This window comes from Streptomyces sp. NPDC048441, assembly GCF_043200235.1.
GTDB lineage: Bacteria > Actinomycetota > Actinomycetes > Streptomycetales > Streptomycetaceae > Streptomyces.
Window position 1 is genome coordinate 67,386 of sequence record NZ_JBICXM010000010.1, and the last position, 15,182, is coordinate 82,567.

Genomic DNA, 15,182 nt, shown 5'->3' on the forward strand with positions numbered 1-15,182 from the left:
GGGGGCCCGGGCCCCAGTTTCTTTTCCACAACCCCCCCCCCCCCCCCCGGCGGGGGGGGGGGGCCCCCCGGGACTTTTCTGCAACAGCATCGGCCTCAACTCGGCGGACTCGAAGCCGCAGCCTGGGCGCCTACAGCCCGGGGGTTGGCGGCGGACTGGCTCGGGGAGCAGTTGGTCGCGTACGCGCCCCGGTTCGATGCCGGGGCCGACCGGGACCCTGCGCGCCTCGCGGTGCTCGTCGGCTCCGCTGCCGAGAGGCTCAGCTGGGGCGGCGACCTGGCCCACGGCTTCTACCTGGAACGGCCCTCGTTCCTGTCCCTGGCCCTGGTTTCCTGCACCCCGAATCGCTCCATGCCCCAACTGGCCTGCCCGGCAAGGGCCCTCAGCGCGTGCGGACGCCCCTCTGCCACACCTCGCTGACCAGCGGAACCCCCGGCCGGTATGCCAGGTGGACATGGCTCGGGGCGTCCAGGAGGGCCAGGTCGGCGCGGGCGCCTTCGCGTACGAAACCGACGTCCGTGCGCCGCAGGGCCGCCGCGCCGCCCGCTGTCGCCGACCAGATCGCCTCGTCCGGGGTCATGCCCATGTCCCGTACCGCCAGGGCGATGCAGAAGGGGACGGACGAGGTGAAGGACGAGCCCGGGTTGCAGTCCGTCGACAACGCCACCGTTGCGCCCGCGTCCAGGATGCGGCGGGCGTTCGGCCACTCCGCGCGGGTGGAGAACTCGGCGCCGGGGAGGAGCGTTGCCACCGTGTTGCCTTGAGCCAGGGCGTCGACGTCCGCGTCCGTCAGGTGCGTGCAGTGGTCGGCGCTCGCCGCGTCCAGCTCCACCGCCAGTTGCACGCCGGGGCCGTACGAGAGCTGGTTGGCGTGGATGCGGGGGTGCAGGCCCTTCGCCTTGCCCGCCGTGAGAATTGCGCGGGCCTGGTCGCCGTCGAAGGCGCCCTTCTCGCAGAAGACGTCGATCCAACGGGCGTGGGGGGCGCAGGCGTCCAGCATCTCGCCCGTCACCAGGTCTACGTACGCCGCCGGGTCCTCCGCGTAGTCCGGGGAGACGATGTGGGCGCCCATGTACGTGACCTCGTCCGTGTGGCGGGACGCGATGCGCAGGGCGCGGGACTCGTGCTCCGTGGTCAGGCCGTAGCCCGACTTCGTCTCGAACGTGGTCGTGCCCTGGCGGAGTGCCTCGGCGAGGTAGTGGGTGAGGTTCGCTTCCAGCTCGGCGTCCGTCGCTGCGCGCGTTGCCGCCACCGTCGTGCGGATGCCGCCCGCTGAGTACGCGCGGCCCGACATGCGGGCGTTGAACTCCTTGGTGCGGTCGCCTGCGAAGACAAGGTGGGAGTGGGAGTCGACGAAGCCGGGGATGGCGGCGCGGCCCTGTGCGTCGTGGGTCGCGTCCGCTGCGGGGGCCTTGGCGGCCGGGCCCACCCAGGCGATGGTTTCGCCGTCCAGGACGACGGCTGCGTCCGTCAGGAGGCCCAGGGGGCTTCCGTCCCCTTGGGAGGGGTCGTTCGTGACGAGGCTGGCGATGTTGGTGATGAGGGTGGTGGGCATGGAGGCCTCCGTGGTGGGCTGAGGTTCGGGCAGCTTCTCTTTCCCCGACCCCGCCCCTTCCCGAAAACCCGGCTCCGCCGGGACCGATGCGCACCGTCGATCACCGGCTCCGCCGAGTTCGTCCTCAAACGCCGGACGGGCTGAGATTCTCCGCCGGTCCGGGGATATCTTTCAGCCCCTCCGGCGTTTGAGGAGCGGGGTCTGGGGCGGAGCCCCAGTTTCGGGAAGGGGCGGGATCGGGGAATGAATCAATCTCTCAGCGCCGCCACCGCCTCAGCCAACGCCCCCGCCACGTCCGGCACCAGGGCGTGGGAACCGTCCCGTACGACATGACGGCCCCCGACGATCGTGTGGCGGACATCCGCCGCCGTCGCCGCGAACACCGCAGCCTCCGCCGCCAGGCGCGGCACAGGGCCCGCCGTACGGACCGAGTCGAGCGCGACCGTCGCGAAGTCGGCGAGCGCGCCCGTCTCGATCGCGCCCGCGTCGGCCCAGCCCAGCGCCGCATGACCGTCAGCCGTCGCCGCCCGAAGCAGCGCCGCCGCCGTCCAGTGGCCCCGCGTGTGCGAGCGCAGGCGCTCGTTCAGCTCCATTGCCCGCGCCTCCTCCAGAATGTCGATCACCGCGTGGCTGTCGCTGCCCAGGGACAGCGGGCTGCCCGCTCGTTGCAGGCGGGTCGCCGGGCCGATGCCGTCCGCCAGGTCCCGCTCCGTCGTCGGGCACATGCACGTGCCCGTCGTCGAGTCTCCGAGCAGCGCGATGTCCTCGTCGGTGAGGTGGGTGTTGTGGACGCCCGTCGTGCGGGGGCCGAGCACCCCATGGTCCGCCAGCAGCCGCGTAGGAGTGCGGCCGTGGACGGCGAGGCATGCCTCGTTCTCCGCCGTCTGCTCGGAGAGGTGGACGTGGAGGGGGGCCTGGCGGGCCGATGCCCATTCCGCCACCGTGCCCAACTGCCGCGCGGGGACCGCCCGTACGGAGTGGATCGCCGCACCGATGCGGGCGTGCTCGCGGTCTTTGAGGGCCGATGCCCGCTCCGCCCACGCCTCCGCCGTGCCGTCGGAGAAGCGGAGTTGGTGGCGGTTCGGGGGCTCGCCCCGTGACTCCGTGAGGAGCCCCGAAGCCACGTACGCCGTGTCCAGGAGTGTGATGCGGATGCCCGCGTCCGCCGCTGCCTGGATCAGCGCCTCGCCCATCGCGTTGGGGTCGGCGTACGCGGCGCCACCCGGAGCGTGATGCAGGTAGTGGAACTCGCCCACCGTCGTGATGCCCGCAAGGGCCATCTCCGCGTACACCGCGCGGGCCAGCGCGTAGTACGTCTCCGGGGTCAGGCGGTCCGCCACCGAGTACATGACCTCGCGCCACGTCCAGAACGTGCCGGAGCCCACCTGGACCGTGCCGCGCAGGGCCCGGTGGAAGGCGTGGGAGTGGGTGTTGGCGAGGCCGGGGAGTGTCAGGCCGCGCAGCACCGTGGCTCCGGGCGGCGGGGTCTCGACCTCCTTGCGGACGGCCGTGATCCGGTCGCCCGTCACGTCCACCGCCACGCCCGGCTCGACATGCGTGTCGAGCCAGGCGTGCTCCAGCCAGTAGGTGGTCGCCTTCTCCGTGTCCGTCTTCAGCTGCACGCCAGCCCTTCCAGTACGTCGGCCAGTGCGGTCACCCCTGCGACGCAGTCGTCCTCGGCGGCGAACTCGGCCGGGGAGTGCGAGATGCCCGTGGGGTTCCGTACGAACAGCATGGCGGTGGGAATCGATTCGGACAAAATACCCGCGTCGTGTCCGGCGCCCGTTCCGAGGACGGGGACCTTCCGGTCCGTGCCGCCGCCCAGGATCTTGCCCAGTTCGTCGCGCAACGCGTGCTCGAACTCGACCACCGGCGTGAACGACTCGCGTACGACATCCAGGTCGATGCCGTGCCGGTCCGCGTACTCACGCGCCGCCTTCTCGATGCCCGTCACGACCGTGTCGAGGGTGGACTGGTCCGCCGCGCGGGAGTCGAGCCAGCCCCTGACCAGGGACGGGATCGCGTTGACGCCGTTCGGCTCGACCGAGATCTTGCCGAAGGTGGCTACCGCGCCCGCCAGTTCGGCCTCTCTGCGGGCCGCGAGGACCGTCTCCGCGTACGTCAGCATCGGGTCGCGGCGGTCGACGAGCCGGGTGGTGCCCGCGTGGTTGGCCTCGCCCCTGAAGTCGAAGCGCCAGCGGCCGTGCGGCCAGATGGCGGAGGCGATGCCGACCGGGTCGTCGGACAGGTCCAGGGCTCGGCCCTGCTCGACGTGCAACTCTACGAACGCGCCGATGCGGGCCAGGCGTTCGGGGTCGGGGCCGATCGCAGAAGGGTCGTACCCGGCCGTCTCCATAGCCTGCGGCAGCGTGATCCCGGACGCGTCCGTCAACTCGTACGCCTGCTCACGCGTCAGCTTCCCCGCCGTCAGGCGCGAGCCCACGCAGGCCAGGCCGAAGCGGGCACCCTCCTCGTCGCCGAAGTTGGTGATGGCGAGGGGACGGCGGAATGCGACCTTCCGTGCGCGGAGCTCGTCGAGCGCCGCGAAGGAGGAGACGACACCCAGCGGGCCGTCGAAAGCGCCGCCGTCCGGGACTGAGTCCAGGTGCGATCCGGTGACCACCGCGTCGCCACGGGACGGGTCGCCGAGCCAGGCCCACTGGTTGCCGTTGCGGTCGACCTCGTAGTCGAGGCGGCGCGCCTCGGCCTGCGCCTGGAACCAGAGGCGGCACTCGGCGTCGGCGCCGGTCCATGCGTATCGGCGGTAGCCGCCCGTGGCGTCGCTGCGGCCGATGGGCCGCAGCGAGCGCCACATGGCGTGGAACGTGTCGCTCACGCCTGGTCACCCTCGCTGCCGTCGTCGCCCTCGACACCCTCGCGCATCGGAATCCGTACGCCCTTCTCGTCCGCCACCGACTCCGCGATGTCGTATCCCGCGTCCACGTGCCGGATGACGCCCATGCCGGGGTCGTTGGTGAGGACGCGGCGGATCTTCTCGCCCGCGAGCTTCGTGCCGTCGGCCACCGAGACCTGGCCCGCGTGGATGGAGCGGCCCATGCCGACGCCGCCGCCGTGGTGGATGGAGACCCAGGAGGCGCCCGAAGCGACGTTCACCATGGCGTTCAGGAGCGGCCAGTCGGCGATCGCGTCGGAGCCGTCGAGCATGGCTTCCGTCTCGCGGTAGGGGGAGGCGACGGAACCGCAGTCGAGGTGGTCGCGGCCGATCGCGAGGGGGGCGGCGAGGGTGCCGTTGCCGACCATGTCGTTGAACATGTCGCCCGCCTTGTCGCGCTCGCCCTGACCCAGCCAGCAGATGCGCGCGGGCAGGCCCTGGAAGTGGACCCGCTCCCCCGCCATCTTGATCCAGCGGTGCAGGGACTCGTTCTCCGGGAAGAGGTCGAGGAGCGCCTTGTCCGTCTTGTGGATGTCCGAGGCCTCTCCGGAGAGCGCGGCCCAGCGGAACGGGCCCTTGCCCTCGCAGAAGAGGGGGCGGATGTAGGCGGGGACGAAGCCGGGGAAGGCGAACGCGCGCTCGTAGCCCGCGAGTTGAGCCTCTCCTCGGATCGAGTTGCCGTAGTCGAAGACCTCGGCGCCCGCGTCCATGAAGCCGACCATGGCCTCGACGTGCGTGGCCATCGACTCGCGTGCGCGGGTGGTGAAGCCCGCTGGGTCCTTCGCCGCGAGCGTCTGCATGTCGTCGAAGTCGACGCCTACGGGGAGGTACGCGAGGGGGTCGTGGGCCGAGGTCTGGTCGGTGACGATGTCGATCGGGGCGCCCTCGGCCAGCATCTGCGGGAGCAGCTCGGCGGCGTTGCCGAGCAGGCCGATGGAGAGGGGCTTGCGTGCGTCGCGCGCCTCTACCGCCAGCTGGAGCGCGTGCTCCAGGGAGTCGGCCTTCACGTCGAGGTACTTGTGCTCGATGCGGCGCTCGATCGCGCGCGGGTCGACGTCGATACAGATCGCGACGCCGTCGTTCATGGTGACGGCGAGGGGCTGGGCGCCGCCCATGCCGCCGAGACCGGCGGTGAGGGTGATCGTCCCGGCGAGGGTGCCGTTGAACTTCTTCGCGGCGACGGCGGCGAACGTCTCGTACGTGCCCTGGAGGATGCCCTGCGTGCCGATGTAGATCCAGGAGCCTGCGGTCATCTGGCCGTACATGGTCAGGCCGAGGGCCTCCAGGCGGCGGAACTCCTCCCAGTTCGCCCAGTCGCCCACGAGGTTCGAGTTGGCGATCAGGACGCGCGGGGCCCACTCGTGGGTCTGCATGACGCCGACCGGGCGGCCGGACTGGACGAGCATCGTCTCGTCCTGCTTGAGGGTCTTGAGCGTACGCACCATGGCGTCGAAGGAGCGCCAGTCGCGAGCGGCCTTGCCGGTGCCTCCGTAGACGACGAGCTTGTCGGGGTGCTCGGCGACCTCGGGGTCCAGGTTGTTCTGGAGCATACGGAGGGCGGCTTCCTGCTGCCATCCCAGGGCGCTCAGTTCCGTACCGCGCGGTGCCCGTACGGGGCGGGGTCCTGACATGGCGATGCCTCCTCGCGTGAAGCTCTGCTGGTGAGCTCGTGGTGGTGCGCTGCTGTGTGATCTTGCCGCTGTGACGTTGTGACGTTGTTATTCACATCCTGCGATGTTGAATAGAGCTAGTCAATACGTTGACGGGGCAGCGGCGGCGCGTCACGGATGATTGGCTGGAACGCATGAGCGATCAGGGCGCAGAGACCGCACACGTATCCGAGGTTGGCCAAGGGGAGCCTGCGGACCGCGCCGCCCGGCGTGACCAGGCCGTTCGTGCCGCCGTCGAGCAGGGTCTCGTCGACCCCGCGTCCCCGATCATCGGCCTCCTGGACGTCACCGGAATCCGCGCGGGCGCCGCCGCCCTGCGCGCCGCCTTCGAAGCGGTCACACCGTCCGGCACCCCTGTCCTGCACGCCTTCGCGGTGAAGGCATCGCCCCTGGTCCCTGTCCTGCGGCTGCTGCGCGACGCGGGCATCGGCGTCGAGGTGGCGAGCCCCGGTGAGCTGGCCATCGCACGGGCCGCCGGCGTGCCGCCCACGCACACGGTCCTCGACTCGCCGGCGAAGACCCCGGCCGAGCTGCGCGAGGCGCTCGCGCTCGGCATCGCGGTGAACGCGGACAACCCGCAGGAACTCGCCCGCATCGACGCGATGACCCGGTCCGCGCCGACCAGCTCCCCCATCGGCCTGCGCGTGAACCCGCAGATCGGCGGCGGCTCCATCGGCGCCCTTTCCACGGCCACGGCGACCTCGAAGTTCGGCGTCGCGCTGCTCGACGACGGCGCCCGCGAGTGGATCGTCCAGGCCTACCTCGACCGCCCGTGGCTGACCCGGCTGCACGCCCACTCCGGGTCGCAGGGAATGCCCCTCGAACTGATGGTGCGGGGGGTCTCGGCGACGTACGAACTGGCCGAGGAGATCAACGAACGCGTCGGTCGGCAGCAGATCGACACCATCGACATCGGCGGCGGCCTGCCCGTCAACTTCGGCTCGGACGAAGAGACCCCGACGCACGCGCAGTACGCGCGCCGTCTGAAGTCCCGCGTGCCGGGGCTGCTCGACGGGCGGTACGGCCTGGTCACCGAGTTCGGCCGCTCACTGCTCGCCAAGCACGGCACGATCCTGGCCCGCGTCGAGTACGCCAAGTCGGCGGGCACCCGGCCCGTCGCGGTGACGCACGCGGGCGTCCAAGTGGCGGCGCGCACGGTGTACGCGCCCGCGTCCTGGCCGCTGCGGATCGCCGCGTACGACGCGAAGGGGCGCCCCAAGAGCGGCCCGCCCGTCGGCCAGGACATCGCGGGCCCGGCCTGTTTCGCGGGCGACCTGCTCGCCGAGAACCGTCCCCTCCCCCTGCTCGAACAGGGCGACTACGCGGCGGCGCTGGACACGGGCGCGTACTACTTCGCGCACCACTACTCGTACAACAGCCTTGCCAGGCCCGGGATCTACGGCTTCGCGGCGGGCACGGCAGGCACGGCCGAGGCTCAGGTCACCTTCGCGACCGTGCGGGAGCCGCAGAGCCTGGAGGAGATCGTCGCCGAGTCGGGGGGCGCGCAGCGGGACGCGCTGCGCGCGCTCTGAGGTATCCCCGAGAGACCCCCAAGAGACCCCCGACATTCCCCCCCGACACCCCCTGACGTTTCTCTGAGGTTCCTCAACTCCCGCATCCCTGGCGCACTTACGGGGCAGATCCTCCCTCCAGGCACATCCTCGGGGGAGTTGATCCTGTGAGCACATCCGACACGACCACCGACGCACCACCGCCCGCCGGAGAGCCCGAACCGGCGCTGCACCGCGCGATCGGCCCGAAACTCCTGATCCTCTTCGTCATCGGCGACATCCTCGGCACCGGGATCTACGCCACCACGGGCAAGGTCGCGGGCAAGGTCGGCGGCGCGCTGTGGCTGCCGTTCGCGATCGGCTTCGTCGTGGCGATCCTGACAGCGGCTTCGTATGTCGAGCTGGTCGGCAAGTATCCGAAGGCGGCGGGCGCGGCTCTCTACACCCAGAAGGCGTTCAAGACGCCGTTCCTGACCTTCATCATCGCCTTCATGGTGATGTGCTCGGGCCTGTCGTCGGCGAGCGCGGCGGCCCGCGCCTTCAGCGGCGACTACCTCGGGGAGCTGACGGACGACGCGCTGCCGCCGACGCTGATCGCGATCCTCTTCATCCTCGCGCTCGCGGCGCTGAACCTGCGGGGCGTCGCGGAGTCGGTGAAGGCGAACGTGGTCCTCACGCTCGTCGAGCTGACCGGCCTGGTCATCATCCTCACGATCGGCGCGTACGCGGTCCTGAGCGGGGACGGGGACCCCAGCCGCCTCACGGACTTCGAGTCACCGAGCGGCGGCACGGGCTACGCCCTCCTGACGGGCGTCCTCGGAGCGACCGCGCTCGGCTTCTTCGCGTTCGTCGGCTTCGAGGACTCGGTGAACATGGCCGAGGAGACGCAGGATCCGACGCGTACGTTCCCGCGGGCGATCTTCATAGGTGTCGCGGTCACGGGCACGATCTACGTCCTGGTGGCGCTGGTCTCGTCACTGCTGGTGGACTACAAGGTCCTGGAGGGATCGAGCGGCCCGCTCCTGGAGGTCGTGAAGGTGGGCGGCATCGACTTCCCGCACAAACTCTTCGCGCTGATCGCCCTGTTCGCGGTCACCAACTCGGCGCTCATCAACATCATGATGGCCTCGCGCCTCTGCTACGGAATGGCCAACGAACGCATCCTGCCCCGCGCGATGGGCCGGGTCCTCGCCCGCCGCCGGACACCGGTGGTAGGGATCGTCTTCGTGTCGCTGCTCGCGATAGGCCTGGTGTCGACGGGCGAGATCGAGGGCCTGGGCGACACGACCGCGTTCCTGCTCCTGTGCGTGTTCGCGGTGGTCAACGTGGCGGTCCTCGTGCTGCGCAGGGATCGGGTGGACCACAAACACTTCCGCACACCGACGGCACTCCCGGTACTGGGCGCGATCACCGCCCTGATCCTGGCAAGCCCACTGGCGGACAGGCCCGCGGAGGTCTACATCAGGGCGGGGGTGCTCGTGGCGATAGGTGTCGGACTCTGGGCGGTCAACACGGTGGTGATGAAGGCGCGGGGCGAGGACTGAACAGGGGGCTTGCGCCGCCTGGTGCCGCCCGTAAGGGCAGCTCAGGGCAGCTCACTCCACGAACAACCCCCGCGCCGCTGCCCCCGCGTCGAACTCCTCCAACCGCGCCTGTGCGTCCGGCAGGCCGTCGCACATGGCCTCCAGGAGTACCCGGCCGAGCAGCATCGGTGCGCACGCCGTGTCGAAGGCCAGGCCCGTGCCGACCGCTGCCGGGAGGAGGAGGTCCGAGTGTGCCGCCACCGGGGCGAACGCCGAGTCGGCGACCGTCACCACCGAGAGGCCCGTCGACCGGGCGTAGGCCAGCGCGTCCACCACCTCGCGGGGGTGCCGGGGCAGTGCGAAGCAGAGGAGGGCCGAAGCCCCGGCCCGTACCGCCGCGTCGATCCGGTCGGTCAGCATCGTGCCGCCGCCGTCGAGGAGGCGTACGTCGGGGTGGACCTTGGCCGCGAAGTACGAGAAGCCGTACGCCTGGGACGCGGCGGCCCGCAGGCCGAGGACCAGCAGAGGGCGGGAAGAGGCGAGGAGCTGCCCCGCGCGCTCCACCGGTGCCGGGTCGGCGAGAACGTCCGCCAGGTGCCGGAGGTTCTCGATCTCCGCCTCGACCGCCTGCTGGTACTCGTTGAGGGACGCCTCGCCCGCCGCCTCCGAGGGTGCGAGCTCCCGCAAGTGCCGCCGCAGCGCCGGGTATCCGTCGAAGCCGAGCGCCACCGCGAACCGGGTCACCGAAGGCTGGCTCACCCCGGCGAGCTCCGCCAGTTCGACGCTGGAGAGGAAGGGGACGTCCGCCGCCCGCCGCACCATGCAGTGCGCGATGCGCCGTTGCGTGGGCGTGAGCCGGTGGCCCTCGAAGAGCACTTGCAGCCGCGCCGCAGGACTGTCACTCATACCGATCCCCTCATGCCGTTCCCCTCACAACACCCTGACTCTCGCCCAGGCCCGCCCACAGTTCCGCGAACCGGTCGAGCAGCCCGGCCGCCGCCGTCACATCATCCGTCAGTGGCCGGTCGGCGAGCTCCGGGGCGAGGATCGAATCCGCGAGATCGAAGGCCCGCCCGACCGGCAGATCCGGGTCGAGGCGCATGTCGCGCTGCCTCAACGTCCTTACCGCCGCCACCAGTTCACAGCCCACCACGAGCCGGTACGCCGCACAGGCCCGCAGTGTCTGCCGCGCCGCGAGCGAGGCGAAGCTGGCCTGTTCCTCGACCCCGCGCGAAAGCACCGCGTGGCCGAGGGAGGCGGGGGCGGAGAACGCCCGCAGGTCGCCGAGGGCCGCACCGGCCGCGTACTCGAGGATCATCACGCCCGACGACGCCGGTTCGCCGTCCGCGAGGAACGGGCGCAGGCGGGTGAAGCCCGGTTCGTTCAGCGTGGAGAGGCGTGCGGTCGACAGGCGCGCCGCCTGGCTCACCGCCAGCCTGAAGTGATCGAGGGACAGGGCGACTTGGGCCACGTAGAAGCCACCGTGGTGGTACGCCGCCATGTCCTCCGCCGAGATCAGCGGGTTCTCGGCGGCCGCGTTGATCTCTACCGTGAGAACGTCCTCAAGGGCGTCGGCCGCGTCGTGCGCGGCCCCGTGGATCTGCGGCACACAGCGCAGGCCGTACGGGTCCTGGATCCGGCCGAGCGGTGGCGTGGGGCGGTCCGCGGCGCCCAGGATCTGCCGCATCCGCTCCGCGACCGCGTACGAACCCGCGTGCCGCCGCGCCTCGTGCACGGGCAGCGCGTACGCCTCGTACGAACCGTCGACCGCCATCAGGGTCAGCGCCGCCACCACCTGCGTGGCCGCGATGAGCCCGCGCAGCTCGTGCAGGGCGAGCGCGGACTGGCCGAGGGTGAGGGCGTTGCTGCTGATCAGGGCGAGGGCGTCGTTGTTGTCCAGGGGCTGCGGTTCGGGGGCCTTGCCCGCGCCCTGCCAGGGGTGCTCGCCCGCGAGCGCGAGGCCCATCTGCGCGAGGGCCGCGATGTCGCCCGTGCCGACCGAGCCGAATTCGTTGACCTTCGGATACGCGCCCGTCTCCAGGGCCTCACACAGCGCCGTGACGACGGTCGGGCGCAGACCCGCACCGCCTGCGAGGAGCTGGTTGGCGCGGACCGCGAGCATCGCGCGCACCTCCCGCGCGGGCAGCTCGGCGCCGATCGCTCCGGCGTGGCTGCGCAGCAGGCGCAGGCCGTGGTCCGAGGCCGCCTCGGTGGGTACGGACTCATTCCGGTTGGCGCCCACGCCGGTGGAGCGGCCGTAGACACGACCCCAGGATGCGATCTCCCGGGCCGCGTTCCACGAGCTCTCCACTCGCTTCATCCCGTCCGTCCCCGGAACGGGCTTTGCGGTGGATTCGGCCATACGTACGACATCTGCGACCATCAATCCGCGGCCGTCCAGGACGACGACCGAGCCGCTGTCGTCGGTCGGCCTGTCGGTCGCCCTACCGGTCGCCCTGTCCGCGATACGAGACGACATCACTCGTAATTCCTCCTCAACCCGGACGCTCCGTCTTGCCCTGCGACCACTCGTAACCAGTGATTTACGCCGGGGCGTGGACAAGCTATTGACAATCTATTCAGTCAACGAGAACTCTGCATGACGATATACAGCCGGGCAAGGGACTCCTCATGATCCAATTCGATACGGTCCACAAGCGCTTCCCGAACGGCACGACCGCGGTCCACGATCTGACCCTCGAGATGCCGGAAGGGGGCGTGACCGTCCTCGTCGGATCTTCCGGTTGCGGCAAGACGACGACGCTCCGCATGATCAACCGGATGGTCGATCCGACCTCAGGGACGATCAGGGTCAACGGCAAGGACGTCCTGGAGCAGGACGCGGCCGAGTTGCGCCGCTCCATCGGCTACGTGATCCAGCAGTCCGGGCTCTTCCCGCACCGGACCGTTCTGGACAACATCGCGACGGTGCCGCTGCTGCTCGGCTGGGGCCGCAAGAAGGCGCGGTCGCGGGCGGCGGAGCTCCTGGAGACGGTCGGCCTCGCCGCCGACGCCGGGAAGCGCTACCCCCACCAGCTCTCCGGCGGCCAGCAGCAGCGCGTGGGCGTGGCCCGCGCGCTGGCCGCCGACCCGCCCGTGCTCCTCATGGACGAGCCGTTCGGCGCGGTCGACCCCGTGGTCCGCACCCAGCTCCAGGACGAACTCCTGCGCCTCCAGCGGGAGTTGAACAAGACCATCGTCTTCGTCACGCACGACATCGACGAGGCCGTACGGCTCGGCGACCGCATAGCCGTCTTCCGCACCGGCGGCCACCTCGTCCAGTGCGCGAGCCCCGCCGAACTCCTGGCCCGCCCCGCGGACGACTTCGTCGCGGACTTCCTGGGCGCCGAGCGCGGCCTGAAGCTGCTGTCCCTGACGACGCTGGCGGACGTCCCCCAGGCCCCGGCTCCCGAGGGCGGCGCCTGGACGCTGCGACTCGACGCGGCGGGGGCGCCGGTGGCCTGGCGGCACAAGGACGGCGACGCGGCGGACATCCCCGTACGCCCCCTGCGCGACACGGACTCGCTGCTTTCGGCCCTGAACGAGTCCATAGCCGCCCCCAGCAGCCTGATCGCCCGCGTCGACGCGTCGGGCACCCTGACCGGCGTGACGTCCCGCGACGACATCCACGACCACGCGGGGACAGCCCACGAACGAGCAACCCACGACGGCGGTCCCGACGGAAAACCCACGGAAACTGCCCCTGCCCCTGCCCCCGCTACTGCAAAGCGCACAGCGTGACCGTCGACTGGTCGTGGATAGCCGACCACACCGACGATCTCACCACCCTCACCCTCTCCCACCTCCAGGCCGCCCTCACCTCCGTACTCCTCGGCCTGCTCATCTCGCTCCCCCTGGCCGTCGTCGCGCACCGCGTCCGCCCCCTGCGCGGCCTCCTCCTCGGCCTCTCCAACGTCCTGTTCACCATCCCGTCCATCGCCGTCTTCGTGCTGCTCCTGCCGGTCAGCGGGCTCACCCGCACCACCACCGTCATCGGCCTGACGATCTACACGCTCGTCGTGCTCCTGCGGAACACCGTCGAGGGTCTGGACTCCGTACCGGCGAAGACGAAGGAAGCGGCCAAGGCCATGGGCACCCGGCCCCTGCGCACCCTCCTCACCGTCGAACTCCCCCTCGCACTGCCGGTGATCATGGCGGGCGTGAGGATCGCGACGGTCATGGCCATCTCCCTCGTATCCGTGGCGACGTACATCGGCGACGGCGGTCTCGGACAGCTCTTCACCGACGGCTTCCAGCGCAACTTCCCCACCCCCGTCATCGCCGGCGTCGTCCTGACCCTGCTCCTCGCGCTCGTCGCGGACGCGCTGCTCGTCACCCTCCAGTACGTCCTGACGCCCTGGGCCCGCCGCAAGAGGAGCGCGTGACATGTACGAACTCTTCAAGGATCTCGGCGCCTGGCTGGTCAGCGGCGAGCAGTGGGCCGGACCCGACGGCATCGGACACCGCCTCGCCGAGCACCTCCAGTACTCGCTGCTCGCGACCCTGATCGCCGCCGCGATCGCACTGCCGGTCGGCCTGCTCATCGGGCACACCGGGCGCGGCGCCTTCCTCGCCATCAACCTCTCCAGCTTCGGACGCGCGCTGCCCACGGTCGGCCTCGTCGTCCTCGTCTTCCTCGCCAGCGGGCTCTCGATGTGGCCCGTCTACATCGCGCTGGTCGCCCTCGCCGTCCCCTCCATCGTCACCAACACCTACGCCGGGATGACCGCCGTCGATCCCGAGGTACGGGACGCCGCGCGCGGCCAGGGGATGCGCTGGCACCAGGTCCTCTTCCAGGTCGAACTGCCCCTCGCGCTCCCGCTGATCATGACCGGGCTCCGGCTCGCGCTCATCCAGGTCGTCGCGACCGCCACCATCGCCGCGTACGTCTCCTTCGGCGGACTCGGCAGGTACGTCTTCGACGGGCTCGCCCAGCGCGACCTCGTGCAGGTGCTCGGCGGTGCCGTGCTCGTGGCGGTCGTCGCCGTCGTACTCGACCTCGCGCTCTCCGGACTTCAGCGCGCCCTCTTCCGCCACCGCCCCGCCAAGTCGGCCTAGGAGCACACCAGATGGCCCCCAACAGCATCAACCGCAGGACTCTCCTCGGCGGACTCTTCGCCGCCGCGTCCGTCCCCGCACTCGCCGCGTGCAGCGGCGGCATCACCTCCCTCGACGGGGGAGGATCCGGCGGCGGAGGCGGTGGCTCCAGCAAGGACGGCGTCACCATCGGCACCGCCAACTTCACCGAGAACCAGGTCCTCGGCTACCTCTACGCCGCCGCCCTCGAAGCGGCCGGCGTGAAGACCAAGGTCCGCCCCAACCTCGGCACCCGCGAGATCCTCATCCCCGCCCTCAAGGGCGGGGACATCGACCTCCTGCCCGAGTACCAGGGCGCCCTCCTGCACTACCTCGACACCAAGGCGAAGGCCACCGAGGAGGGCGAGATGCAGAACGCCCTCGCCATGGCCCTGCCGCGCGGCCTGCAGATCCTGCCCTACGGCGAGGCCGAGGACTCCGACGCCTTCGTCGTCACCCGGGAGACCGCCGCCACGTACGGCCTCAAGTCCCTCGCGGACCTCGCCAAGCACAACGGCAAGCTCGTCATCGGCGCCGCGCCCGAGGTCAAGAAGCGCGCGGTCGGCTCGGTCGGCCTCAAGGACGTCTACGGAGTCGAGTTCAAGGAGTTCAAGTCCCTCGACTCCTCGGGCCCGTTGGTGAAGGGCGCCCTGAAGAAGGGCGACGTCGACGTGGCGAACCTCTTCACCACCGACACGGACATCGTCGCCGAGAAGTGGGTCGTGCTCACCGACCCCAAGAACCTCATCCCCGGCCAGCACATCGTCCCGCTCATCGCCGACCGCAAGGCCGACTCGACGGTCCGCAAGGCGCTCGCCCGCCTCGGCGACGCACTGACGACCAAGGACCTCACCGAGCTCAACCGCCTGGTGGACAAGGACAAGAAGGACCCGGAGGACGTCGCGAACGACTGGGCGGCGAAGCACGGGATCAGCAAGAAGTAGCCAAGCCCCA

13 protein-coding genes are annotated in these 15,182 nt (G+C 70.8%); 7 read left to right on the forward strand and 6 right to left on the reverse strand.

Annotated features, from left to right (window positions below):
- Nucleotides 1–144 precede the first annotated feature (144 nt).
- A complete protein-coding gene (locus tag ACGFSB_RS24405; protein ID WP_393402964.1) occupies nt 145–420 on the forward strand; it encodes a hypothetical protein in 276 nt (91 codons plus the stop codon).
- On the opposite strand, the gene hutI is transcribed toward ACGFSB_RS24405, so the two are convergent.
- The 4 genes from hutI to hutU all read right to left on the reverse strand — a co-directional run bounded on the left by hutI (nt 383) and on the right by hutU (nt 6,079).
- Nucleotides 383–1,555 carry an imidazolonepropionase gene (gene hutI, locus ACGFSB_RS24410; RefSeq protein ID WP_393402967.1) on the reverse strand — a complete coding sequence of 391 codons (1,173 nt, stop codon included), beginning with the start codon at nt 1,553–1,555 and terminating at the stop codon, nt 383–385. The genes ACGFSB_RS24405 and hutI overlap by 38 nt on opposite strands.
- 248 nt (nt 1,556–1,803) lie before the next feature.
- Nucleotides 1,804–3,177 (reverse strand): formimidoylglutamate deiminase, encoded by a 1,374-nt coding sequence (locus ACGFSB_RS24415; RefSeq protein WP_393402969.1) that lies wholly within the window; start codon nt 3,175–3,177, stop codon nt 1,804–1,806.
- Nucleotides 3,168–4,370 (reverse strand): allantoate amidohydrolase, encoded by a 1,203-nt coding sequence (locus ACGFSB_RS24420; protein ID WP_393403506.1) that lies wholly within the window; start codon nt 4,368–4,370, stop codon nt 3,168–3,170. Before ACGFSB_RS24420 ends, ACGFSB_RS24415 begins: the two co-directional genes overlap by 10 nt.
- Nucleotides 4,371–4,387: 17 nt before the next feature.
- On the reverse strand, nt 4,388–6,079 hold the full coding sequence (gene hutU, locus ACGFSB_RS24425) for a urocanate hydratase (RefSeq protein ID WP_393402972.1): 1,692 nt from the start codon (nt 6,077–6,079) through the stop codon (nt 4,388–4,390).
- 173 nt (nt 6,080–6,252) lie between these two features.
- Here hutU and ACGFSB_RS24430 point away from each other — a divergent pair, with 173 nt between their 5' ends.
- Nucleotides 6,253–7,650 carry a diaminopimelate decarboxylase gene (locus tag ACGFSB_RS24430; protein WP_393402975.1) on the forward strand — a complete coding sequence of 466 codons (1,398 nt, stop codon included), beginning with the start codon at nt 6,253–6,255 and terminating at the stop codon, nt 7,648–7,650.
- Nucleotides 7,651–7,796: 146 nt separating this feature from the next.
- Nucleotides 7,797–9,173, forward strand: coding sequence for an APC family permease (locus ACGFSB_RS24435; protein ID WP_393402978.1), 1,377 nt, complete (start codon nt 7,797–7,799; stop codon nt 9,171–9,173).
- 51 nt (nt 9,174–9,224) lie between these two features.
- Here ACGFSB_RS24435 and ACGFSB_RS24440 read toward each other — a convergent pair whose 3' ends face one another.
- Both ACGFSB_RS24440 and ACGFSB_RS24445 read right to left on the reverse strand, forming a co-directional pair.
- Complete coding sequence (locus ACGFSB_RS24440) at nt 9,225–10,058, reverse strand: MurR/RpiR family transcriptional regulator (RefSeq protein WP_393402980.1); 834 nt, start codon at nt 10,056–10,058, stop codon at nt 9,225–9,227.
- A gap of 10 nt (nt 10,059–10,068) precedes the next feature.
- The gene (locus ACGFSB_RS24445) at nt 10,069–11,631 is read right to left on the reverse strand and encodes an aromatic amino acid ammonia-lyase (protein ID WP_393402982.1); all 1,563 of its coding nucleotides are present in this window, start codon (nt 11,629–11,631) and stop codon (nt 10,069–10,071) included.
- A gap of 152 nt (nt 11,632–11,783) precedes the next feature.
- Here ACGFSB_RS24445 and ACGFSB_RS24450 point away from each other — a divergent pair, with 152 nt between their 5' ends.
- Genes ACGFSB_RS24450 through ACGFSB_RS24465 form a run of 4 tightly spaced genes read left to right on the forward strand, consistent with a single transcriptional unit; the run spans nt 11,784 to nt 15,172 of the window.
- Nucleotides 11,784–12,893: an ABC transporter ATP-binding protein gene (locus ACGFSB_RS24450; RefSeq protein WP_393402984.1), complete on the forward strand. Its 1,110-nt coding sequence runs from the start codon at nt 11,784–11,786 to the stop codon at nt 12,891–12,893.
- A complete protein-coding gene (locus ACGFSB_RS24455; protein ID WP_393402986.1) occupies nt 12,890–13,537 on the forward strand; it encodes an ABC transporter permease in 648 nt (215 codons plus the stop codon). The genes ACGFSB_RS24450 and ACGFSB_RS24455 overlap by 4 nt, the downstream gene beginning before the upstream one ends.
- A gap of 1 nt (nt 13,538) precedes the next feature.
- Complete coding sequence (locus ACGFSB_RS24460; protein WP_393402989.1) at nt 13,539–14,210, forward strand: ABC transporter permease; 672 nt, start codon at nt 13,539–13,541, stop codon at nt 14,208–14,210.
- A 26-nt stretch (nt 14,211–14,236) separates the two neighbouring features.
- Nucleotides 14,237–15,172, forward strand: a complete 936-nt coding sequence (locus tag ACGFSB_RS24465) for an ABC transporter substrate-binding protein (protein WP_393403508.1) — start codon at nt 14,237–14,239, stop codon at nt 15,170–15,172.
- Nucleotides 15,173–15,182 lie beyond the last annotated feature (10 nt).

Bases quoted from the DNA above. Each gene is read 5' to 3' on its own strand.
- hutI (WP_393402967.1), bottom strand. From the start codon at position 1,555: ATGCCCACCACCCTCATCACCAACATCGCCAGCCTCGTCACGAACGAC.
- ACGFSB_RS24420 (WP_393403506.1), bottom strand. From the start codon at position 4,370: ATGTGGCGCTCGCTGCGGCCCATCGGCCGCAGCGACGCCACGGGCGGC.
- hutU (WP_393402972.1), bottom strand. From the start codon at position 6,079: ATGTCAGGACCCCGCCCCGTACGGGCACCGCGCGGTACGGAACTGAGC.
- ACGFSB_RS24430 (WP_393402975.1), top strand. From the start codon at position 6,253: ATGAGCGATCAGGGCGCAGAGACCGCACACGTATCCGAGGTTGGCCAA.
- ACGFSB_RS24440 (WP_393402980.1), bottom strand. From the start codon at position 10,058: ATGAGTGACAGTCCTGCGGCGCGGCTGCAAGTGCTCTTCGAGGGCCAC.
- ACGFSB_RS24445 (WP_393402982.1), bottom strand. From the start codon at position 11,631: ATGTCGTCTCGTATCGCGGACAGGGCGACCGGTAGGGCGACCGACAGG.
- ACGFSB_RS24450 (WP_393402984.1), top strand. From the start codon at position 11,784: ATGATCCAATTCGATACGGTCCACAAGCGCTTCCCGAACGGCACGACC.
- ACGFSB_RS24460 (WP_393402989.1), top strand. From the start codon at position 13,539: ATGTACGAACTCTTCAAGGATCTCGGCGCCTGGCTGGTCAGCGGCGAG.